The organism is Erysipelothrix tonsillarum DSM 14972, assembly GCF_000373785.1.
GTDB lineage: Bacteria > Bacillota_I > Bacilli_A > Erysipelotrichales > Erysipelotrichaceae > Erysipelothrix > Erysipelothrix tonsillarum.
Genome location: NZ_KB892378.1, coordinates 257,272 through 278,836 on the forward strand (window position 1 = coordinate 257,272; position 21,565 = coordinate 278,836).

Sequence of the window (21,565 nt, forward strand, 5' to 3'; positions counted from 1 at the left end):
ATGAAACAAACATCCATCTCCCATAACTATGATTGATAACCTATTGTGCTTCTTTAATTGTATTATTTGCTTTTTCTACAAATGCATCTGCGGCAGCTTTCGGTTCTGCTTCACCACTCATAACCGATTGAAGCATTGGGAACCAGTAAGGACGCATTTTCGCATAACCTTCAATGGTATTGTAGTAAGGTCCAAAGTGCGGTGTTAAGGATTCTGCGAATTTTAATTCCGCATCATCATAAAGCCCTGTTTGTCCTTGTTGAGCTGAGAAGTTTCCGGTTGCAAGAAGTGTTCGTTTGCCCCAAACTTCATCATTAATCATAAAGTCAGCGAATTTTTGAGCTGCTGCTGCTTTCGCATCATCGCCGTTATCAAAGACTGCAGGTCCCGCAACTAAGAATTCATACTTAGGTGCTTTCGCATCATTTGGATACGGTAAGAAACGCGCATTCATATCAGACCCTTGCATGTGTTGTGTACGTAGCCCAGGTGATGAAAGAATTGAAATGGCTGTTTTATTTGATTTAAAGTATTCTTGACCATCTTTGGATTCAAGACCTTGTCCACTTCCCAAGAGTCCTTCTTGTGCCGCTTTCGCAACCCACTCAAGTCCTTTGACCCCTTGTTCATTATTGATGGTGTATTCACTGATTGCTTCATCGGTAATCCATGATCCATAGAGGTTTGAAACAAAGGCACGTGGACCTTGATCGCCTGCTGCCGATTTCGCATACAACAATGTAGGAATCATGTCTGGATCTTTTTCTTTAACAGCTCTTAAGAATGTTTCAAATTCATCGACCGTCCAATTACGACCTGGATTGTCGGCTTGATCCAATGGAAGTAAATCTGTAATACCTAATTTATCCGTTACATTTGTATTTACGGCCATTAAGAATGGTGCAATCCCTTGCGGATATAAATAAAGTTTATCTTCAAAGCTGCTTGCCTTCACTGCGGATTCATCAAGCTTTTTAGTATCCACATTGGCAAAATCTTTAAGGTATCCTTTTGAAGCCCAGTCAATGACACGACCGGGTGCATCATAAATAACATCAGGATTTGTTTTAGATTGAATTGCGGTTTCAATCTTAGCAGGTCCATCCGTAAAGTCGATTTTTTGATAATCAACTTTGATGGTTGGATTTTTTTCTTCGAATGCTTTAATTAATGCTGCATCATAATCAGCTGAATCCGGAAATTCTTGATCATTGGTAAAGTTAGGGAAGTTCCAATATTTAATTGTTACTTCTTCGGTTTCCTGTTTTTTACCACATCCTGTCAACAACAACGCTAGCGCAGCTGTTGTGATAACACCTCTCGTAAATCGTTTCATGCTTTTCCTCCTCTAACATGCATACCTAAGCATTTGAGATATGCTGTATCTAATTTCATAATAGCATCAATTTTATGCTTTGCAAGCGTTTTCATAAAATTATTTACAATTTCATAATTCGTGAAAATAGTTTTCGAAATCATTGACAATTAGAGCCACTCATTAAAATTGTTTTCGTCTAATAAGTGGCTTAAAATGATATTATTCCTCAGATTTTTCGTTCGCTTTTTTGATAATTGCATCAACGGTCTGGCTCATAACATAGCTGTACTGATCATTTTCAAGCAATTTCATTGAGATAATATCTACAAGATACATTATGGCAAATTGCGAATTTACAAATCGCTTATTATCAATAAATAAAGTATTGTAAACGAAGAGTTGGTAATCGCTAATATGTGCTAATTCACTCTCCGAAAAACTTGTTATCGATAAAATTTTGGAACCATTATTTTTAGCGGTCTTTACCGCATTAAGGACTTCATTGGTTTTCCCCGATGTTGAGATACCAATCACGAGGTCTTTTTCTTTGGTTATGGTTGAATTAATCAACATCATATGGGAATCCGTAATACCGGAGACATTGAATCCCATACGTAAGAGTCTTTGAGTCATCTCCATCGCTGTGAGCCCTGAACTCCCAACGCCATATATGAAGATACGCTGTGCATCTTTTAATGCGGTAATGACCCGTTCTAACTCCTCTTTGTCGATGTTTTTCTTCGTACGGTCGATCACACGATTATAGTACGAATACACACTATCAAAAATATCTGAAGACTCGAGTGGTATGCCATCCTGTTCTGCCGCAGAGATTTGAATTTTCATATCAACAAAGCTCTCGCAACCAATCTTACGACAAAAGCGTGTGATGGTTGCACTGGAGGTTCCCGTTTGTTCCGCCAATTTACCAATATTGATATTTCGTATCTCATTGTTTTTCTGCAAGATATACATGGCAATTTGTTTTTCCTTTTGGGAAAAGTTTACATATTGTTTTTGTATTTCATCGAGGATATCCATGTCATCCTTCCTTTCTTTCTAAAAAGTGATACAGAGCCCCTACCATTCCCGCATCATTTTTCAGTTCCGCAAACCGTATGTCTGCAGTGTTAAAGGATGCGATCATGTTTGCTTCGAGCGAAGCACGAATCATTGGTTCCAAAAGTTCACGTTGTGCCATGATTCCACCACCCAAAACAATAACTTCTGGGTTTATCATGTACTGCACACTCGCCAGCCCCTGAACTAAATGATCCACAAAACGTGTAAGTGCTTGTTGACAAATAAGATCCCCTCTTTTTGCATTGGCAAATACCTTTCTCCCATCAAAGATCTGGTCACTGGGGTGATGTTTCATCACATCCTGGACCAATGCCGTTGTGGAAGCTAAATCTTGAAAATACGATCCCTGAATAGGGATATAACCCAGTTCACCCGCAGTACCGGTTGCTCCATACCACAATTTACCATCAAACATCACGGCCCCACCAACACCCGTTCCAATCGTAAGACAGACAACTGATGAGGCATTTTTGGCAGCACCTTTCCAATACTCGCCCAGACAGGCGCTGTTTACGTCATTTTCAACAAAACAAGGAATGTTGTAGGTTGACTCAACAATTTGTTTTAAGGGTGTTCCGGTATAGTCGGGAATTGTATATCCCGCATATTGAATTGAACCACTTGCTCGATCAACCACACCTGCGGTTGAAATCGCTATCCCATCAATGGATTGATCCGCTTGAATGATTTGGTGGAGGGTATCCACAATTTCGTGATTCCCCGGTGTCTGTTGAACTGTAATTTCTTGGGTCTCCGATAACCGTTCACCATTCTCGTTAAAGCAAGCGTGCTTGATTGAGGTTCCCCCAATATCAATGCAACGATAACAGTTCATGCCTTCCCTCCTCTATGCTTTCACAAAGGTTTGATGGATTTCAACGGCACGTTGACGTTGTTGAGGGCTAGGCGCTTTCATCGGTTCACGACAAATTCCGGCATGAACCCCTTCTTCCATCAAAATTAACTTCAATGTATTGTACAGTCCATTTTCGAGTACAGCACTAATTAAATCATTCGTTTCTTTTTGGAGTTGTAATGCTGTCTGTAAATCCCCTGCATCCACCGCATCCATAGTTTGACGCGCTTTAGAAGCATTCACATTGAACGTTGACCCAATTGCACCATCAACACCCAAAGCACAAGCCGGTAAAAGCATTTCATCAAAACCAGCATAAATTAATTTTTCAGGGAAGGTTGTACGCATGCGTTCAAGCAAGTAGAAATCTGCTGCGGTAAACTTAACCCCTTTAATTTTTTTATTTTCAAATAACTCCGCAAATTGTTCCAGTGAGAGAGAGACCCCTGTAAGATAAAGGATTGAATAAATAATCATCTCGGTATCAACATCTTCAAGAATGCGATTGTAGTAGTTTTTAACTTCCTCAAAATCAAATTTGTAATAAAACGGTGTTACCGCTGAAATTGTTTGATACCCGAGTTCGGTTACAAAATGTGCAAGTTCTTTCGCTTCTTTTAAGTTGGTAGAACCGACTTGGGCGATTAGGTCACACGCACCATTTGTTTCTTCATAAGCAATTTCAAAGATTCGTTTTTTTTCTTCCGTTGAAATCAAAAAGTTCTCGCCGGTACTTCCTCCGACATAAAGTCCGTCGACCTTATTATGATCGATGTTATAACGAACAATTTCCCGAAGCCCTTGTTCGGAAAGATTGCCGTGTTCATCAAATGCAACAAGCAATGCTGAATATAGTTTTTTCATTTTCCACCTCTGCGATCGCTATTGGTATCGCTTACATTCGGAGTATATCATCGAAAATTGTTTTAATCAAGCGCAAATATTGAAAACAAATACCAATATAGAAACCCCTTACAATACGATGTAAAATATAGATTACTTTGTAAATCATTACCATAGAAAGCAAACCTACTGTTGAGTGACCCTAAGTCATCTTTAGGGTCATTTTAATCAGACGAAATTTATTTTCATTAAAAATATTTTCGCAATACCATTTTTGGATCAATAAAAAAAACGACACCGAAGTGTCGCTTTAAGCGATGATTTTAAGAAAATCAATGAGATGATGAATTTCATAATCCGGCTTGATATCGGACGTGTTTTGAAGTCCTTCGGGATTATACCAACATCCTGTAAGTCCAGCATTCATCGCACCGTATACATCGGCCTTTATATTGTCACCCAAGACAATCGTTTGTGCAGGATCAAAATTAGGTATTGTTTGCGCCACGACATCGAAAAATTCGATCATGGGCTTCGCAAAGCCAATTTCTTGTGAAATAAAAATATAATCAAACCACTCACGAATATTCGCATGGTCCAATCGCTTATATTGTGTATCGGTAATTCCATTGGTCACAATACCTAAACGATAATCATCTTTAACCGCTTTAAGAAGTTCCATTGCTCCCGGCATAAAGATATTATTTTCTTCAATTAATGTGCGGAACATTTGATCCATTTCACGTCCCGTATAAGGAAGGTTGAAAGGTGCTAATGCAGTTCCAAAACGATTGTCAAGAATCGTCTGTTGATCAATTTCACCACGTTCATGTGCTTGCCATAACGCATGATTCACTTCAAAATAAGTATCGAGCACTTCCTTGGTATAAGGAACGTTGAGCGTTTCAAAGAGTTTTTCCAATGCAATTGTTTCTGCTGCTTTAAAATTTAAAAGTGTATTATCAATATCAAATAGTAACGTTGTATATGTCATAATGTCCTCCGAATCTTTTATATTTTATCATATTTTCAAATGCCATGGGATTTTCACCCACTTTGCCTAGAGAAAAAAATATAAATAGTCTATTATAGGTATATTATGCATATCGAGGTGACATATGAAAACAATTACAAATCGCCGTGAATTACGGTCAGAATTGGCACGATACATTCTTCCTTCTATTGGTGCAATGGTCTTTTTCTCATTATATACCATGGTCGATGGGATGTTCGTTGGACAAGGAGTTGGGCCGGAGGCACTCGCCGCGGTCAATCTTTCTATGCCCTATATTAATATTATCTTTGCCTTAGCGCTTATTATTGCGGTTGGAGCTTCTACGCTCATTACCTTCCACTTTGGTCATAAAGCGTATGACACAAGTAACAATATTTTTTCGTTGGGCTTTTGGTTTTTGGTGCTCTTATCCCTTGGATTAACACTGGTAGTTTGGTTTGCATTGGATCCATTGATTTGGGGCTTAGGTGCAACACACGATACGGTTCACTATGTAAAAGATTATCTTGGGATTATCGTTCTTTTCAGCCCTTTCTTTATGTTAACCTATTATCTCGAAGTATTAGTTAAATCTGATGGTGCGCCTGGTTTATCACTTTTAGGTATAATCTTGAGTGCTGGTGTTAATATCGTATTAGACTATCTCTTTGTGATGAAGTTCCACTGGGGTATTCAAGGGGCTGCCGTTGCGACCGGTATTGCCCAAGTCTTTGGTTTTATTTTCTTTTTAGCTTATTTCTATACGTCTAAAGCAACTTTACGCCTTGGAAAAATCAAATGGAACTTACCCCAATTGAAAAAAATAATCAAAATTGGAATTCCTGATTCTTTAACGGAACTATCATCTGGTTTTATCACATTCATCTTCAATCTTGTGATTGCGAAGCGCTTAGGTTCAAGTGGACTTGCCGCTTTTGGCATCTTGATGTACATCAACAATCTTGTGACGGTCACGATGATTGGTATCAATCAAGGTATCCAACCGTTAGTCAGCTACTATAATGGCCAAGGCAAGCAAGAAATCATTAAATTTATCTTACATGACGCCTTGATGATCAGCGTGGTCTGTGGCCTTGCATTCTTCAGTGTATGTCAACTCATCCCTCATACCTTGATTGGTCTCTTTATCAACCCAAGCAACACCGCACCATTCACCATTGCCATGGAAGCCTTGCCGTTATTTAGTCTTGGATTTCTGGTCTGTGGTCTCAATATCGTGTTAGCGGGATTTTTCACCGCCTTGGAAAAAATTAAACCGGCAACACTTATTTCTTTATTACGGGGTTACATTCTGGTCGCTCTATGTGTTTTGGTGCTTCCCGAACTCTTTGGAACACGTGCAATTTGGTTTGCACCGCTCACCTATGAACTCTTAACATTAGGTGTCTCCGTGTATGAACACCAACAATATCAAAAAGGATTGGGCGATTTTGCCCCTACTATATAAAAACGGAAACTTAAGGTTTCCGTTTTTTTTTATTAGTAACTGTAAATCAGTTTATCGCGCTCTTCAAGGTCTTTAATATAGACGGCAAAGACATAATCCGTGAGACTGAATTGAGCATACAAGGAGTTTGAAATTGCGGAAGGTTTTTTACTTACCTTAGCAGTGTATAACGTTACATCCGCGATTTCCGCAAGTTTACTCGGTGCACGTCGGGTCATCACAATCGTTGGCACCCCATAAGACTGAGCGGTCTTAGTGATATCAATGACTTGCTCTGAATTTCCGGAGTTTGAAATCCCCCAGAAGACGGCATTTGTGTGGAGTTGTGATAACATCATTTTCCCCATGCTCTCCTCTTGGATGAGTAGGACCGTTTTACCCACCCGCGTCCATTTCTGAAAAATATTATCGGCGGCAAGGCCTGAAAGACCAAGACCAAAGACAAAGATGACACTGGCATCTTTAAGCAAGGCTACGACTGATTCAACATTTTTATAATCAAGATGATTTAGGGTTTCTTCAATCGCGTGCTGTGATGATGCAAGTAAGATACGTTGTATTTCTAAAGGTTCTGAAGCTTCCAACAAAGTCTCAGGATTTTGATGTTGTCCTGATCCCAATTCATTGGACAGTTTAATTTTAAAGAGTTGAAAACTCTCACAACCAATCTTCTTACACAACCGACTTACCGCAGCCGAACTGGTATCCGTATTCGAGGCCAAATCGTGAATCGTCATACCCGGTATAATTTCTGGCTGTTTTAATATATATGAAACAATACGTGTTTCCGTCTGTGTGAAGGTTTCCCTTAGATTTTTTAACGTCTCAATCACGCCAAATTCTTCGATCATAGTATCCCATCCTTACATATATCAAATTATACTCGATATCGCTTACAATTGTAAGAACTATAATTAAATCGTTGCGTTTATCAGTTGTTTGACTTGTGCCAGCAGTTTGGGACCACCCAATGGAGAATAAGCCATGGGTTCAATTAATCCCACAGGTACACCGGCTTCCTCTGCAAAAGGGGCGAGTACTTTATAGCGATGCTTGATCTGAGGTGCTATCATCGCACAATCCCATTGATTTTTTATCTCATCTTCGAATTCTTGGGTGCTGACAGCTAAAACTTCCATCTCAATCCCCTGTTGGTGTGCTTCTTCTTTTAAAGCTTTTACTGCAATGGCACTGGACATGCCTTGCGAACATACAAATAGTACTCTCATACAATCCTCCTATACAGCTTCTGCTGTTTTTTGTGCTAAGGTAGCTGCCTCTTCAGCAAGCATCTTTTTGTCATATGCTTTAACGAATGGATAATAAATAATAAAGGAAATTGCGATATTCACCAAGACCAAAATAATTGCACGCCAATCCCCATTCGTTGAAAGAAAGGCCTTAATGGGTGCCGGAATCGCAAACGGTGTCACAACACTTACTTTGGATACCAATTCCAGTTTCATGGCAAAGTAGGTCACCGAAGAGGTAATCACTGGTCCAATGACAAAAGGAATTGCTAAGAGGGGATTTAAAACAATTGGAGCACCAAAGATTATCGGCTCATTGATATTAAAAATACCTGGGATAATGGAGAGTTTCCCAATTTGTTTTAAATAAGTGGATTTTGACATCATAAATAAAACACATAAAGCCAAGGTACCTCCCGATCCGCCAATCCAAACAAAGAGATCAAAGAATCCTTCCGTCCCAATATTTTGGGCAACGCCACCTGCCGCAACGGCTGCGATATTTTGATCTAAAAGCAGCAACCAGAAAGGACGTAATAGAGATCCAATTACAGATACCCCATGAACACCTGATGCCCACAACAAACAAATAAAGAATGTTGGGAGTACAACCCCAAGATAACTATTTCCGGCAACATTAACCAGTGGTTCAAAGACTTTCATAATCATCTCATTAACATTAAATCCAAGAACAACTGTTACCAACCAAACAAGTGTAATGGTAATCATGCCGGGAATAATCGCTTCAAAAGAACGAGCAACCGACTCTGGAACTTGTTCTGGCATGCGAATGGTAATATTCTTTTCCTGACAGAAACGTAAAATTTCTACAGCTACAATCATTGATAGAATGGCTGTAAACATACCACTTCCACCCAAATAGTTCATCGGTAAAACAAAGCCCAGTGCATCACCATCCATCGTTTGAGCAACCGTTGGTACAATGGTCATTAAAAATGCCGCTAACGATAATGCTCCACCCGAAGTTTGGTCCAGTTTATAAGACTTGGCCAAAGATGAACCCATGCCATATGCTGCATAAAGCGCCATTAACCCGGTAGTAATTCGGAATGGCAACATCATATTACCAATCCAAGGTTCAATAAATGACCGCCATGCAGGAATTGGGAACATTACAATTAAAACAAAGAAACTACCAATCATAATTAAAGGCATCGTAGAGATAATACCATCACGGATTGCCCGTAGATAACGTTGCTCAGCGAGTGCAGACATCGGCGGAAGAAGTTTTTCTTCAATCCATGTAAATAATTTTTCCATTTTTATTCGTTCTCCTTTTTAAACACAGTTTTCAAAACGTTCTAACATTCGAATCATCGCTTCAATTAATGACTTTGCTTCCATGGCTGTCATTAAATGATCTTGCGCATGTACCATCAAGAGCGAAACCGAAGCCCCTTTGCCTTCAGTTTCGGCTTGAATCAACTCTGCTTGAACTTGATGCGAAGCTTTTAAATATTGATCCGCTTCCGCAAGGTACACTTTTGCTTGGTCAAAATCACCAGATTCTGCGGCTTCCAACGCTTCGTAGGCAAGACTTTTTGCAGTTCCACCCAGACTGATAATTTGAAATATGATTTCATCCATAGTTGTAACCCCTTTCTTTCCGATACTCTACCACGATATGTAAATATATTTCAAGTTCTAAATATACTCTTGGTACTTTATTTCATAATTTGGTCTTTTTGTGATGTAAACGTTATCATTTATGACATTTAGTACCGTAATAACATAAAAAAACAGCTTTTCAGCTGTTTAAAGACGCATTTAGAAAAATTCTTTGAACGCACGCAGAGTACCCAATTCCCAAAACGGCCATGAATGATCGCCCGCTTTAGTATAATGGACGGTAACTTCGACAACATCACTCAAATCAGCAACAAATTGTTTCACTTCCGCTACCGGCACTGCCTCATCCGACTCACCACTCATTACAAAAAATGATACAGGTAGGTCTTTCGATTGATAGGCAGTGAGCTGGGATTTTGGATGTTCCGCATCCCACCGATTATGATCGAAATTTCCATGCTCATCACGGAATACATGCCAATCATACGTAACGGTTTCAGGCGTCATCGTATGCCAAACGGCAGGAGACAGAGCCATTACTTTTGAAAATAATTCTGGATAACGAAGTCCTAAATTGCTAGCACCGTATCCCCCCATCGAGAGCCCCCCTATATAACGACGATCTCTATTTGGTGACAATCCCATCCGTTTTTCAACCGTTGGGATCAAATCTTCGATAATCGCCGTCTCCATTTTAAAATTGGGACTGTCTACATAAAACGAATTCAATCCATCCACAAAAATAACAACACACTTTGAAACCTCGCCCGCCTCAATCATTTCATCCAAGTAAGTTGGAAGCGGAAAACGTTCCGATAAATTGCGATGATTTCCAGTTGCGCCATGTAATAAATAAACCACCGGTAATGAAGCCATGGCTTCATGCGCTTCTAAATATGGACAATAAGCACTGTAATTCCAATCAAACTTCAATGATGGTGAATAGATTGTACCATCAATCATTACCCCTTGCTTTTTCATAAGAACCCTCTTTTCATCTTGAAATCTTTATATCATGGCTACTGCATATGTGTCAACGAAAGCTTCTATATTTGTAATATAATTACAGTTATTATAAAATAACTTGAAATTATATTTTAGTTTCAGTATACTCAAATTGTAAACGATTACATGGAGGACACTATGAAAAAAATGTTACGTTTCGTTTGTATTTCAACTCTATGTGTTTCGATGGTCACACCCGTGGCCGCAGAATCACAGTCTAAGCCACTGTATGAATACGGTGAGCTTTCCGATGGTTCCTATGGTTATAAGGAGGATCACCCAGTGATGTATTATGATGGTTCCGACGAACCGATTCATATTCCAACGCAATATGTACAACAGAAAGAACAATTCAAGTCCGGTTGGATTGCAACCATCTTCAGTTTAAACATGCCTTTGGTTGAGGATGGTCAGGCTTTTAAAGAGGCCTATCTCAAACGCTTGGATGACTATAAGGACTGGAACATGAATGCCATGATTTTCCAAGTACGTCCCTTATTGGATGCCTTCTACCCTTCCAAAATCAATCCTACTTCTCAATATTTAAGTGGACAACAAGGGGTTGATGTGGACTTTGGTTTTGATCCGCTAGCTTGGATGATCGAAGAAACACACCAAGCAGGTATGGAGTACCACGCATGGTTTAATCCTTATCGAGTAACAAATTTAAGCCTTGAACGTCTTACAGACATCGGCGATAAAACGGTTGAAGACTTTAGCGTTAAAGAACACATTCAACTTCTACATGAACGCGGTATCTTAGCGGATAACAACTTTGCCGTTTTACATCCTGAAACCGTGATACGGTTTGACGGTAAACTCATTTTGAATCCAGGACTTCCAGAAGTGGTAGACCATGTGAATGAAACCATTAAAGAAGTGATTGAAAACTATGATGTGGATGCCATTCACTTTGACGACTATTTTTATCCTTATGGTAATGCCGGTGGATTTGAACAAGCACCCGATTTAGAAACATTTAAACGCTACGGACAAGACTTTGAACAGTCTGAGAAAGGCTTTGAAGCATGGCGTCGTGCAAATACAACGACTTTAATAAAAACCTTGCATGATACGATTGGTGAACATAATCAAGCGACTGGAAATTCGGTCCAACTTGGCATCAGTCCTTTTGGGATTTGGGAGCATTACGACAATGATCCGCGCGGATCGCATACCCCTGTTTCATCTTCCGCAACCTATTCAAAATCAGTCTTTGCGGATACCTATCAATGGGTTCAAGATGAAATTATTGATTACATCGCACCCCAAATTTATTGGAACTTCTCAACCGCGGCAGCACCTTATGGCGAACTCGCACGTTGGTGGAGCAGTATTGCGGAAGGTAAAAACGTACACGTCTATGTTGGGCATGCAAACTATAAGAATTTGGATGCATCCAGTTGGGATAAAACATGGTTGAATCCTGAAGAAATCAATAACCAAATGCACTTCAACCAAACCTTAGACAACATTCACGGAAGCTCATTATATAGTTATACCCATATGGTCAAAGGCGATGTAGCAAGTGCCAAAAACCCGGCTGGCCAACAAGCTGTGAATGATGCAATCGACATCCTTAAAAATGATTCTTTCAAAGTCGGATCACTTACCCCCGCCAAACCGTGGTTGGCTCAATCCGCCGTTAACCCCGTTGATCAAGCAACACTCAATGGTAATACCCTTTCATGGCGCGATAGTCAAAATCAACACGGCCGTTTTTATGTCATCTATCAAGGTTCCCAAGATGCTTCAGTCGATGCCATCCTTGCAAACCCTGAGAATATTATAAAACGAACTATGGTACGTCCAGAACAAACAGATTATGAAATTGAACTATCACAATCTAAAGGACTCAAAACCATCATCACCGTCTTGGATAAGGCGTTTGTGGAATCAGATCCAGTCGTCGCTTCAACACCTGTAAGGATTGAAAAAGATGACGCCATTGCCAAGGACTTCCTTGGTGATATCCATATTGATAGTAGCGATAACGCATTTAATGAGCCCTATCATTTTAAATTTAAACAAGTTTCACTTTCCGAAAGCCTAATAACGCAACTCATGGATACACTAAAAGATATGTTGCGTGCTGAGCATCTTGAAATGGGACGCGCTACCATCATCGATATTAATCCCCTAAGTGACGATGAAACACCTTTAAGTGCTAACGATGAAGCACGTTTCACAATTACCTTGCCACTGCCTCAATCCCTTGAAGGAGCACAAAATATAAAGGTTTATCATTTTGCACAGGATGGCAGCGTTGAAGCAATGGATACGCAATTTAAAGACGACACCATTGAATTTAAGACCGATCACTTCAGTCACTTTGCTTTGGTGGAGATCCTTGAACGTCCTGAGGAACCCGTCAAACCCGAAACAAAACCAGAACCAAAACCTGAGGATCATAAACCAGAAACACCGACTACCGAAAAACTACCGGCAACCGGTCAATCCCCTCGAACCCTCACCACGATAGGTCTTCCCCTTGCATTTGCAGGTCTTGTCTTATTAAAACGGAAAAAAGATTAAAAAAAAGCGGTCTACTTAAAGACCGCTTTTGCTTGGCTATACCACGCCTCAAAGGTTTGGAGAACATTTGGGTATTCATGCTCCGTAATCACAAGTGACTCAACCTTCGCGTTTCCAACCCATTGAAGAGTCAGGGATTGTTCATCCTTAAAAACGGAAGTGATGGTGTTGGGTTCAATGTGGGTTATCTGTTTCCCTTGTTTTAACGTTATCCGTTCATCATCAAAACGCAGATCATGCTTCCGCAATTTACGATAGTGATACTGGGCCAGCATAATTAGTAAATATGCCATGAGCCCCATCATAATTAAACCACTGACATAAAGTACCGGCTTGATTTCCGTAAAATCAGTTACCATACCAAAAATAATATAAAGCATTGCGATAATAAGAATAAACGAACAAGAACAGCATAGGGTTGAAATCCGTTTAAATTGATCTTTTAAGGGTTTATTTAAAATAGTTTTTGGGAAATTCATAGGTCACCTCTTGTATTATTATCTCATAATTTTAAGTCTTCTTGAAACATCTTTTAAAATAGCCTATGATGATTGTAAAGAAACAGAGAGGTAAAAAGATGAAACCACAACCTTATCAAGAGGAAATTTTTGATTTATTGAACGAACTCAATATTCCCTATCGTGAAGATCACCATAAACCCATTTTTTCGGTAGAATCTGATGACTTGGATATTCCAGGCCCTCAAGTTAAGTACTTGCTTTTACAGCCTAAAAAATCAGATGAATATTTTTTAGTAGTGGCTCACGATGAAGTCCACCCCGACTTGAAACAGCTCGCCTACGATCTCGGTACGAAGCGGCTTTCTTTTCCTTCAAATGAGGCAATGAAAAACTTGCTTGGCATAGAATTTGGTTCGCTCACAATGTTATCATTGATTGCAGATACCAATCATAAAGTGACGCCGGTTTTCGATACTGCAATTGATCGGGACGACACGATTGGCTTATTAGCCAATAATAATACCATCACCTTGACCTTACAGGTAAAAGATGTTGAGAAGTACCTCAATCATTTAGGGTATACACCCCGCTATATTGAATTGATTCAAAAATAAAAGGCCTTTTCAAAGGCCTTTTTTAGTGATATACCATTTCAAATTCCAGTAATTCCGTATCTTGTGTTTTTAACGTAAACCCTAAGTCTGTCAATAAATGAATGGACGGTGCATTATGAGGAATTGTGTACGCTACAATGCGTTTCACCTCTAATTGACGAAATGCATATTCAATTAAAGCCTCACTGACTTCCTTGCCAATCCCTTTTTGTTGGTAGGTCTGACGTAAAATCCAACCCATTTCATAGGTTTTGAGAGCATCCCCTACATCTTCAGGTTCTAATTGATGAAAAATGACGTGACCAATTGCTTCCTCACAAGTGCGGTCTTCAATCGCAAAAAGCGGTGGGTTTTCAATCAAACAATAAGCATTAAGAAATGATTTGATGGTTTCATCGTCCATTACTGGCTCAATATACTTCATCACCGCAGAATCTTGCAGCCACGATTTCGCATAATTAAAATCATCATCTTCAAAGGGCCTAATAATACATTGCTTTGTTATGAGTTTCATAATTCACCTCGTACATATCATATCAAATACTTTGCGATTTACATGTATTACGCATGAAAATCTATATCCAGGCACCGCATCTTTTTCCAATACACAAACAAGGCATAAAGAAACACACAACTTTGTGCTAATGGTACGGATAACCACACACCGTTTAAGCCAAAGCGTTGGGGCAGCACAAATAATAACAGAAGCGTGGTGATAATCGGTTCACTGTAAATAAGACAATAAGCTTGACGGTTATCGCGCGTCGCATAAGCGTAAGACGTAGTTACACGTAGAAAGGCAATTGGTATGAGCCCTATTAAAAATAGGGGCAAGACTTCCCCAATCATCAAGGCAACCTCATCGGAAGCGCCAAAGAAGCCTGGGATTTTAAACCGAAGCAGATATAAAAGAACCATGCTAAACGATGCAACCCCCAATGAAAAACGTACCGCAATGGAGATGAGCGTTTTCAACTTCCCCGTATCGTTTTTACCGTAGTAACGACTGAGCAGCGGTTGACATCCATCACCAATCCCTTGAAGGATTAATTGAACACTGAAGATAACATAACAAATAACACCATAACTTGCCGCGGCAACATCACCGCCGTATTGAATCGCTGTTTTATTGAGCACAATAATCATCAAGTTTGGTGATAGAATTAATCCAAAAGGAGAGATGGATACTTTAAGAATCTGACCGATCGCTTGAGTCAGCGATAACCGCTTGGACTTGGAAGTCTTTACGAACGGAACATGTTTGAACATATAGCCAACACACATAAGCATCGTGAGAGCCTGACCTATTATGGTCGCATAGCCAGCCCCGGCGGTTCCAAGTTTTAAAATTGAAACAAAATAGCCATCTAAGACAACATTGGTGATAAATCCTAAAATCATTGCCACCATGGCAAAGACAGTGCCACCATAATTTCTAATAATGGGCACAAGTCCTGTTGATAGAATTTGAAATACTGAAAAGATAATAATAATTCGAATGTAATCTGCAGCATAATCAAATAAGCGTCCTTCGGCTCCAAAAAATTTTAGAATTGAAGGGTATGTTCCAAATAACACAATAAGGGAAAAAAGAGAAACAACCACCAATAATCCAATGGTCGTTTTAAGATAGACGGATTGTTCTTGTTTATTTTCCGATCCCATAGCAATACCGATCTGGATGGCACCTGCAAGCCCAATTCCTGTTCCCAATGCTTGGATTAGCGATGTAATCGGATATGCAAGATTAATTCCCGCAATCCCTAAATCCCCAACATTTTGACCAATAAACCAACCATCTACAATGGCATATAATCCCGAAAAAGCAAATGCAAGCATCGCTGGAAGTACATTGCGATAAAACTCTTTACGCATAAAATTAAACCTCTATTATTTTCTAAGCATAAGCATAAGTATAGCAGATATTTTTTACATCGCAATCCAGAATATTCCGCAAGAACGTTCCTTGTAATCACGCGATTGTTACGTTAACATAATAGTATAGAAGAAAAAGGAGCAATAGAATGAAAAATCAATACGGACAAAAAATTACGGACTTATTGCATGAACTGAATATTGAATATCGTGAAGACCACCATGAGCCCATTTTCTCAGTGGAAGGCGATATTCCAATTCTTCCAGGACCTCAAATTAAATATCTCCTCGTAAAACCGAAGAAAACAGAACATGAATATTATTTAATTCTTGCACACGATGAAAAACATCCCGACCTCAAAGACCTTCAAGCACAGCTTGGTACTAAACGCCTCACCTTCCCTACAAATGATGAGATGAGTGACTTAATTGGCGTTGAGTTTGGTAGCCTTACGGCCGCATCGGTTATCGCAGATACTAATCATGAAATTACAATTATTGTGGATGATGCCATTGATCGAAACGATACGATTGGTATTCATCCTAATGATAATTCCATAACCTATACCATGGCGTTTAAAGATCTTGAGCGCTACCTTGATCATCTTGGGTACACACCTCGATATATACCGCTCCTTGATAAAGAATAATTCCCAAAGCACATGAAAAATCATGTGCTTTTTGTATGCTTATAATTACATGCGGATAATATTTCTTAACTAATATTAAATCGATTGAAATTGATATTTGATAAAGGTTAAATAAGGATGAGAGGAGGTGAAGTTTCTGGCAATCAGAACCATTAATCGCATATTTACTGTTTTTATAGTTATCGTTTTTTCGTTTTCAGTTACATATATTACATATGCCTCGAATTGGAGTTCTAAACTCGATGTTCATACGCCGCCTTGGGGAAGATGGTCAAGCCCAACACATGGACTATTAAAAAAAGATAACTTATACGGGCAAATTAATTTCATAAGCAAAACAACGTGGTTTACTACTTACGGTGATTTATGGGGAACACATTATGGCTATCGTGCTTCCAAAACATATCACCCGGTCCCTTATTATGACAAGTATGGAGAAAAAACAAAAAATGTTGTTAATTTTTCATATAGTCCTCGTAATTCTTCATGGAATGGTTACTACGTATCTGCTCGTATGTCTACACAAAGTTTAGAGCCAAACTGGAATGTTACTACCATTGAATTTTCACCTTAATATTTCGAGCATAATTTATTTGTGCTTGTAATTAATACTAGGAGTAATCTATGACAAAACGTAATTTTATGTTATTTATTGTTACTTTAATTGTTCAACTTATATATATTTGCGTCACTGAAACGTTTGACTTGCCTAACGGCTTACTCAGTTTCTTTTTTGTTTTTGATGGACCAAATGCAACCTATATTACAATTTATGCTTTAGTACTTGTTTTGTATGCTACTGAATTTGATTACACACTGATTAACAACCATTTTGAGGATTTAGCAATGATACGAAAAGGGTATGGATATTTATGGTGTCAAATTCGCAGAGTGGTTTCTAAGGCCACAATCTTTGCAATTTTTATGATGATGACGGAATTGCTTCTAATACATCACTTTAAACAATCACTATTTCCTCTTAATCGTTCCATTGCCCTCGAATTCCAACAGCTATTAGCATTTTCAAGTGATCCGCTCACCAACCACATCACCTATGCTTTATTAAGGTTATTTGGGTCGATTGTAATTGCAATCTTCTTCCTAAGCCTTAGTCGTTATATAAAACACCGTTATCTGTATATGGGATGTGTTCCAGCCATCATTATCGGTTCAATTTGTGTTCTCGGGGTCCTTGGTCCGCGGTAGCGCAAACTTTAGAAAATGTGGGATTGCTTCCCGAGATTCTTTCGACGCTTTTAATCGGTAATGTATTCTCAGCGGGTTTCTTTCAAATGAGAACGCCAAGATTAGTTGCCGCTATTGGATCCATTTTATTTTATGGCTGCGCTACAATCTTTAGCTTTATCATCAGTACTCGATTAAAGAAAAAAGGAGTTCTTTAAATTGTTTAAAAATTATTTCCACTTGCATCTAGGTATTTTGCTTCCTCGATGGTATCGTTGGTCGTATTTGTTTGCGGGAATTTATTATCTTTACGTATCGATAACGCTTTATTGCCAAAATAACGATTCCTTAGAAATTTTAATCTGTCATAATTTATTTTGGATGAGTGTATCGATGCTCTTCAGTATTTCCACTCTTAAATTAAGTGGTAATTTTAAAAACGTTTCACCCCTAATTACCCTTCGTGTTTCATTCGAATCATTGGCTATAAATTTACTGACGGTCTTTTTAAGTTGGTCAATGTTTACATTTTTAGTTCATATTGGACCAATACTCTGTTTCTTGAACGCAATTTCTTCCTATACCAAATTAATTGTTTACTGTGTTTTTACTCTATGTGTATTTTTCTTTACTGCATTTCAAGCTACATATCTCCCCTTTCTTAACCATCGCTTCGCAATAATTTGCCTTACATCAAGCATATTATTTTCTCCCATTTTTTGTCATCTGTTGATGATCTATTTTCTACGTTAGAAGGAGGCGCCATGATAAATATTACCCATGTTTCAAAATCTTTTAAACAACAATGTATTCTTAACTCTGTGAATCTTTCCATTCAAACTGGCGAAACAATTTATATCAAAGGTGCTAATGGATCCGGCAAATCAACCTTGCTTAAAATCATAGCCGGGTTATTGGCACCCGATACAGGCATGATTGAAGGTACTGCTGATTTAAACATTGGTGCTTTAATTGAGAACCCTTCCTTTATCGAGGATCGTCCATTGCTCGATAATTTAAAATTTTTATATACCCTAAAAAATAAATTCAACCATGATGCGATAAAAAAATATTGTGATTATTTTGAACTTGACTTGAATTCAAAAAAAAGATGAGCAGTTACAGTATTGGGATGCGTCAAAAAGCTGGAATTATTCAAGCGATTATGGAAAACCAAGATTTAATCCTTTTTGATGAACCAACACGAGGTTTAGATCAAGAATCTGCCCAGAAGTTTATTGAACTCATTCACAATGATTTAAAAGAGCGAACGGTTATTATTAGTGCCCATGAAGGTGTTGATAGGATACAATTCGATCGGAAATTTGCACTTATAAATGGAACCCTTCAATCGATATAGATACTTGACTGTTTCAATTATTTATTCTTGGTTCATGACTTCAATCAGTTTGACTCCCTTAGAATATTTTAGGATATTATGTCTTTTCCCTGACTCCAAAGCGACTTATATTAAACTCTTAGCATCACCGCTATTCACCATACTCTACATTCTTGCACTAGCTTGTTATGTTGATCAGTATATTGAAATGGCACATGTAATTCGTATTCGTATTGGGAAGCGATACATTTTTATTTTGATAATGGAATTTCTTAAAATAATTTCCCTCCTGTTTTTATTACAATGTCTAATTATTAAAGTTAGTTTTGATATAAATATTCTAATCCTAATTGGATACCATATATTTATTATGATCGTTATGATAACTACGTATTTAATGACGCATGAACTTCAGGTCATATCGACATTTATTGCGACAATGTTTTTTTTAATTATCATAACCATATTTTTCGGATTCTAATAGACGATTGATTCGTAGGGTGTTATCAACATGGATACTTTATACTTTTGAGGATATTTAAATTAAATAGTCAGTGTTTTTACTACAAGATCCTATTTGAAAAGTTAGCAGAAAGAACCCTTGTAACCGGGGTTCTTTCTGCTAACTAGATGCTTAGTTCTATATATTAGACCTTATGAATTATTTACATGAAATATATGAATATTGGTTCGATCATAAATTTATTTAATGTGTTCTCGATATGTCATAAGTTTAGCTACAATTTGTGAATAACGTCCCCGCGCAATGACAATTGGCTCATCATAGCCTTTCAAATGCAGTTCTCTATTTTTGAGTTGATGAAGATATTTTAGATTCACAATTGTCCCATGATTTGCACGGATAAACATCGCACTACTGAGTTTACTTTCTAAATTCTTTAACGTTTGGTTCATCACTGTATAACGTGCTTTACCGGCATAAACCACAGGATGTCGATCCTCATATACAATCAAACGGATTTTACTTTGTTTTAAAACCACCTTGCCGTTTCGAGTCTTAATTATAATCACATTATCATAATCTTCAATTACTTGAATGGCGCTGCGTATAGTTGTTTCAAGCATCCTATCCATTTTCTCTTTTAAAAGATAACCATAGACATTTATTCCAGAAGCGCCTTTCATAAATTCATCCAAACTTGAAACAACAATTACCTGAATCTTTGGATTCATTTTTTGTATTGCACGAATATGCCGAAGATCATTCTCATTTGGTATCTTAACATTCATAAATAGAATATCTGTATGTATAAATGCTTCATCCAATTGAAAAACCGTTAAATCATCATAAAGGTACACGCCCTGTAAACTTAACGAATGCTTTAGGCAATTTATCCGTGTTCTAAGTCGTTCTCTAAATATGATGTCATCATCCACAATCGCAATGCGATACATTCTATTACCTCCTTATGACAATACTAATTACGCAGGATATTTCAGATACCCTAACTACAAGATATATTCTTTGACCATCACGCTTCATATATTAAGAAATATCATTAATAATGAGTAGTCCGTATGCACAAGTGGTAAATTAAAATATATTTTGCTTCATAACCATCATTTTTAAAACTCTAACGTAATAAAAAGACCACAATAAATTGTGATCTTTTCGCGTAAATTATATATAACAAATTATTTTATAAATAGTTATGCCATTAGGTTCTTTAACATTCAGATTCAGAAGCTGTTCTATCTCCAAAAGCTTCATCAATATATTAGTGGTACATATAGGCAGCATCATTTTCAGGGTAGCGTAATAGAGAAAGCGTTGCGCATCAATAGGCTACATGATTACTTACTTGTATTTGTTCTAAATCTTTCACGGTCAAAATCGCAAGTGGAAGTCCAAACGGAAATTTTACACTTGCCGCCTTCGTTAATAACGAAAAAGAATGCAACAAATGCACATCTCCTTTTCTTCTTTGTTTACACATCTTAATCTTCTGCTTCACAATGAGCGTGTGATTTCAATGAAAATTGATTCGTGATACTTCGTCTCGTATCCTGATTATGATATGCTTGAGAAAAGAGATAGGGGGAACGATATGGATCTCACAACATTTAGAAAAAACTTTAATATTAAGCAAGAACAAACTGCATTAAATTGGATTGAGGAAAACTTAATTCCGGGTGCTTATTATGATGCTTCATCACAAGAGTGGAAGGTTCCCGACGCAGCACGACCACCTTACACGAAAGCACGTGCTAAAAATTCATCCGCAATTTATGTTAGCATCGTGAAGGGATGCATCAATCGCTATCATGTGCTCCCAAAACTCTATAATCTAAGTCAGCAAGAATTCGACGTGTACATCCAACAACTTATAAAAGCAAATTTAATCACAGTTGTTTACCATCAAGACATTCCATACTATTATGCTAATTTAGAGTGTGATGCGTTTATTGCATCAAAAAACCCAATGCGTTATCTTGAAATGCTCTTGGGTGTCGCGGTTAAAGAAGCTACCTAGGATT

Annotated in this window: 23 protein-coding genes; 9 read left to right on the top strand and 14 right to left on the bottom strand. The window is 38.1% G+C overall.

The window, feature by feature from the left end; genetic code table 11:
* Positions 1 to 40: 40 nt before the first annotated feature.
* The 5 genes from B096_RS0104805 to B096_RS0104830 form a co-directional block, all read right to left on the bottom strand.
* On the bottom strand, positions 41 to 1,336 hold the full coding sequence (locus B096_RS0104805) for an ABC transporter substrate-binding protein (RefSeq protein WP_018579625.1): 1,296 nt from the start codon (positions 1,334 to 1,336) through the stop codon (positions 41 to 43).
* A gap of 201 nt (positions 1,337 to 1,537) precedes the next feature.
* Positions 1,538 to 2,359, bottom strand: a complete 822-nt coding sequence (locus tag B096_RS0104815; protein WP_018579627.1) for a MurR/RpiR family transcriptional regulator — start codon at positions 2,357 to 2,359, stop codon at positions 1,538 to 1,540.
* A gap of 1 nt (position 2,360) precedes the next feature.
* A complete protein-coding gene (locus B096_RS0104820) occupies positions 2,361 to 3,236 on the bottom strand; it encodes an ROK family protein (RefSeq protein ID WP_018579628.1) in 876 nt (291 codons plus the stop codon).
* A 12-nt stretch (positions 3,237 to 3,248) separates the two neighbouring features.
* The gene (locus B096_RS0104825) at positions 3,249 to 4,121 is read right to left on the bottom strand and encodes an N-acetylneuraminate lyase (RefSeq protein ID WP_018579629.1); all 873 of its coding nucleotides are present in this window, start codon (positions 4,119 to 4,121) and stop codon (positions 3,249 to 3,251) included.
* Positions 4,122 to 4,410: 289 nt separating this feature from the next.
* Positions 4,411 to 5,094 carry a YjjG family noncanonical pyrimidine nucleotidase gene (locus tag B096_RS0104830; protein ID WP_018579630.1) on the bottom strand — a complete coding sequence of 228 codons (684 nt, stop codon included), beginning with the start codon at positions 5,092 to 5,094 and terminating at the stop codon, positions 4,411 to 4,413.
* A gap of 124 nt (positions 5,095 to 5,218) precedes the next feature.
* Between B096_RS0104830 and B096_RS0104835 the strand changes: the two genes are divergently transcribed.
* Positions 5,219 to 6,562 carry an MATE family efflux transporter gene (locus B096_RS0104835; protein WP_018579631.1) on the top strand — a complete coding sequence of 448 codons (1,344 nt, stop codon included), beginning with the start codon at positions 5,219 to 5,221 and terminating at the stop codon, positions 6,560 to 6,562.
* 32 nt (positions 6,563 to 6,594) lie between these two features.
* Here B096_RS0104835 and B096_RS0104840 read toward each other — a convergent pair whose 3' ends face one another.
* The 5 genes from B096_RS0104840 to B096_RS0104860 form a co-directional block, all read right to left on the bottom strand.
* Positions 6,595 to 7,413: a MurR/RpiR family transcriptional regulator gene (locus B096_RS0104840; RefSeq protein WP_018579632.1), complete on the bottom strand. Its 819-nt coding sequence runs from the start codon at positions 7,411 to 7,413 to the stop codon at positions 6,595 to 6,597.
* 63 nt (positions 7,414 to 7,476) lie between these two features.
* Positions 7,477 to 7,791 carry a PTS sugar transporter subunit IIB gene (locus tag B096_RS0104845; protein WP_018579633.1) on the bottom strand — a complete coding sequence of 105 codons (315 nt, stop codon included), beginning with the start codon at positions 7,789 to 7,791 and terminating at the stop codon, positions 7,477 to 7,479.
* A gap of 9 nt (positions 7,792 to 7,800) precedes the next feature.
* Entirely contained in the window at positions 7,801 to 9,093 is a 1,293-nt protein-coding gene (locus tag B096_RS0104850) for a PTS sugar transporter subunit IIC (protein ID WP_018579634.1), read from the bottom strand.
* A gap of 18 nt (positions 9,094 to 9,111) precedes the next feature.
* Positions 9,112 to 9,420, bottom strand: a complete 309-nt coding sequence (locus tag B096_RS0104855) for a PTS lactose/cellobiose transporter subunit IIA (RefSeq protein WP_018579635.1) — start codon at positions 9,418 to 9,420, stop codon at positions 9,112 to 9,114.
* A 180-nt stretch (positions 9,421 to 9,600) separates the two neighbouring features.
* Positions 9,601 to 10,383 carry an alpha/beta hydrolase gene (locus B096_RS0104860; protein ID WP_018579636.1) on the bottom strand — a complete coding sequence of 261 codons (783 nt, stop codon included), beginning with the start codon at positions 10,381 to 10,383 and terminating at the stop codon, positions 9,601 to 9,603.
* Between the two features lie 162 nt (positions 10,384 to 10,545).
* Here B096_RS0104860 and B096_RS09575 point away from each other — a divergent pair, with 162 nt between their 5' ends.
* Positions 10,546 to 12,942 carry a glycoside hydrolase family 10-like protein gene (locus tag B096_RS09575; RefSeq protein WP_018579637.1) on the top strand — a complete coding sequence of 799 codons (2,397 nt, stop codon included), beginning with the start codon at positions 10,546 to 10,548 and terminating at the stop codon, positions 12,940 to 12,942.
* Positions 12,943 to 12,953: 11 nt separating this feature from the next.
* Here B096_RS09575 and B096_RS0104870 read toward each other — a convergent pair whose 3' ends face one another.
* Positions 12,954 to 13,421, bottom strand: a complete 468-nt coding sequence (locus B096_RS0104870; RefSeq protein WP_018579638.1) for a hypothetical protein — start codon at positions 13,419 to 13,421, stop codon at positions 12,954 to 12,956.
* A gap of 98 nt (positions 13,422 to 13,519) precedes the next feature.
* Here B096_RS0104870 and B096_RS0104875 point away from each other — a divergent pair, with 98 nt between their 5' ends.
* Positions 13,520 to 14,017, top strand: a complete 498-nt coding sequence (locus B096_RS0104875) for a YbaK/EbsC family protein (protein ID WP_018579639.1) — start codon at positions 13,520 to 13,522, stop codon at positions 14,015 to 14,017.
* Between the two features lie 22 nt (positions 14,018 to 14,039).
* Here the strand turns inward: B096_RS0104875 and B096_RS0104880 are convergent, their stop codons facing one another.
* Together B096_RS0104880 and B096_RS0104885 are read right to left on the bottom strand one after the other, a co-directional pair.
* Positions 14,040 to 14,531, bottom strand: coding sequence for a GNAT family N-acetyltransferase (locus tag B096_RS0104880; protein WP_018579640.1), 492 nt, complete (start codon positions 14,529 to 14,531; stop codon positions 14,040 to 14,042).
* A gap of 47 nt (positions 14,532 to 14,578) precedes the next feature.
* A complete protein-coding gene (locus tag B096_RS0104885; protein WP_018579641.1) occupies positions 14,579 to 15,892 on the bottom strand; it encodes an MATE family efflux transporter in 1,314 nt (437 codons plus the stop codon).
* 149 nt (positions 15,893 to 16,041) lie between these two features.
* Here B096_RS0104885 and B096_RS0104890 point away from each other — a divergent pair, with 149 nt between their 5' ends.
* The 5 genes from B096_RS0104890 to B096_RS09945 all read left to right on the top strand — a co-directional run bounded on the left by B096_RS0104890 (position 16,042) and on the right by B096_RS09945 (position 19,087).
* A complete protein-coding gene (locus B096_RS0104890) occupies positions 16,042 to 16,542 on the top strand; it encodes a YbaK/EbsC family protein (RefSeq protein ID WP_018579642.1) in 501 nt (166 codons plus the stop codon).
* A 127-nt stretch (positions 16,543 to 16,669) separates the two neighbouring features.
* Positions 16,670 to 17,116 carry a hypothetical protein gene (locus B096_RS0104895; protein ID WP_018579643.1) on the top strand — a complete coding sequence of 149 codons (447 nt, stop codon included), beginning with the start codon at positions 16,670 to 16,672 and terminating at the stop codon, positions 17,114 to 17,116.
* Between the two features lie 50 nt (positions 17,117 to 17,166).
* Positions 17,167 to 17,748, top strand: a complete 582-nt coding sequence (locus tag B096_RS0104900) for a hypothetical protein (protein WP_018579644.1) — start codon at positions 17,167 to 17,169, stop codon at positions 17,746 to 17,748.
* Between the two features lie 743 nt (positions 17,749 to 18,491).
* The gene (locus B096_RS09940; RefSeq protein WP_156813109.1) at positions 18,492 to 18,842 is read left to right on the top strand and encodes an ATP-binding cassette domain-containing protein; all 351 of its coding nucleotides are present in this window, start codon (positions 18,492 to 18,494) and stop codon (positions 18,840 to 18,842) included.
* Entirely contained in the window at positions 18,839 to 19,087 is a 249-nt protein-coding gene (locus tag B096_RS09945; RefSeq protein WP_156813110.1) for an ATP-binding cassette domain-containing protein, read from the top strand. The genes B096_RS09940 and B096_RS09945 overlap by 4 nt, the downstream gene beginning before the upstream one ends.
* Positions 19,088 to 19,768: 681 nt before the next feature.
* Here the strand turns inward: B096_RS09945 and B096_RS0104910 are convergent.
* A complete protein-coding gene (locus B096_RS0104910; protein WP_018579645.1) occupies positions 19,769 to 20,482 on the bottom strand; it encodes a LytR/AlgR family response regulator transcription factor in 714 nt (237 codons plus the stop codon).
* Positions 20,483 to 21,135: 653 nt separating this feature from the next.
* On the opposite strand from B096_RS0104910, the gene B096_RS0104920 reads away from it, so the two are divergent.
* Positions 21,136 to 21,561 carry a hypothetical protein gene (locus tag B096_RS0104920; protein WP_018579647.1) on the top strand — a complete coding sequence of 142 codons (426 nt, stop codon included), beginning with the start codon at positions 21,136 to 21,138 and terminating at the stop codon, positions 21,559 to 21,561.
* The last annotated feature ends 4 nt before the right edge of the window (positions 21,562 to 21,565 follow it).

Coding starts and splice junctions, on each gene's coding strand:
- B096_RS0104805 (WP_018579625.1), bottom strand. CDS start 1,336: ATGAAACGATTTACGAGAGGTGTTATCACAACAGCTGCGCTAGCGTTG.
- B096_RS0104815 (WP_018579627.1), bottom strand. CDS start 2,359: ATGGATATCCTCGATGAAATACAAAAACAATATGTAAACTTTTCCCAA.
- B096_RS0104820 (WP_018579628.1), bottom strand. CDS start 3,236: ATGAACTGTTATCGTTGCATTGATATTGGGGGAACCTCAATCAAGCAC.
- B096_RS0104825 (WP_018579629.1), bottom strand. CDS start 4,121: ATGAAAAAACTATATTCAGCATTGCTTGTTGCATTTGATGAACACGGC.
- B096_RS0104830 (WP_018579630.1), bottom strand. CDS start 5,094: ATGACATATACAACGTTACTATTTGATATTGATAATACACTTTTAAAT.
- B096_RS0104835 (WP_018579631.1), top strand. CDS start 5,219: ATGAAAACAATTACAAATCGCCGTGAATTACGGTCAGAATTGGCACGA.
- B096_RS0104840 (WP_018579632.1), bottom strand. CDS start 7,413: ATGATCGAAGAATTTGGCGTGATTGAGACGTTAAAAAATCTAAGGGAA.
- B096_RS0104845 (WP_018579633.1), bottom strand. CDS start 7,791: ATGAGAGTACTATTTGTATGTTCGCAAGGCATGTCCAGTGCCATTGCA.
- B096_RS0104850 (WP_018579634.1), bottom strand. CDS start 9,093: ATGGAAAAATTATTTACATGGATTGAAGAAAAACTTCTTCCGCCGATG.
- B096_RS0104855 (WP_018579635.1), bottom strand. CDS start 9,420: ATGGATGAAATCATATTTCAAATTATCAGTCTGGGTGGAACTGCAAAA.
- B096_RS0104860 (WP_018579636.1), bottom strand. CDS start 10,383: ATGAAAAAGCAAGGGGTAATGATTGATGGTACAATCTATTCACCATCA.
- B096_RS09575 (WP_018579637.1), top strand. CDS start 10,546: ATGAAAAAAATGTTACGTTTCGTTTGTATTTCAACTCTATGTGTTTCG.
- B096_RS0104870 (WP_018579638.1), bottom strand. CDS start 13,421: ATGAATTTCCCAAAAACTATTTTAAATAAACCCTTAAAAGATCAATTT.
- B096_RS0104875 (WP_018579639.1), top strand. CDS start 13,520: ATGAAACCACAACCTTATCAAGAGGAAATTTTTGATTTATTGAACGAA.
- B096_RS0104880 (WP_018579640.1), bottom strand. CDS start 14,531: ATGAAACTCATAACAAAGCAATGTATTATTAGGCCCTTTGAAGATGAT.
- B096_RS0104885 (WP_018579641.1), bottom strand. CDS start 15,892: ATGCGTAAAGAGTTTTATCGCAATGTACTTCCAGCGATGCTTGCATTT.
- B096_RS0104890 (WP_018579642.1), top strand. CDS start 16,042: ATGAAAAATCAATACGGACAAAAAATTACGGACTTATTGCATGAACTG.
- B096_RS0104900 (WP_018579644.1), top strand. CDS start 17,167: ATGACAAAACGTAATTTTATGTTATTTATTGTTACTTTAATTGTTCAA.
- B096_RS09940 (WP_156813109.1), top strand. CDS start 18,492: ATGATAAATATTACCCATGTTTCAAAATCTTTTAAACAACAATGTATT.
- B096_RS09945 (WP_156813110.1), top strand. CDS start 18,839: ATGAGCAGTTACAGTATTGGGATGCGTCAAAAAGCTGGAATTATTCAA.
- B096_RS0104910 (WP_018579645.1), bottom strand. CDS start 20,482: ATGTATCGCATTGCGATTGTGGATGATGACATCATATTTAGAGAACGA.
- B096_RS0104920 (WP_018579647.1), top strand. CDS start 21,136: ATGGATCTCACAACATTTAGAAAAAACTTTAATATTAAGCAAGAACAA.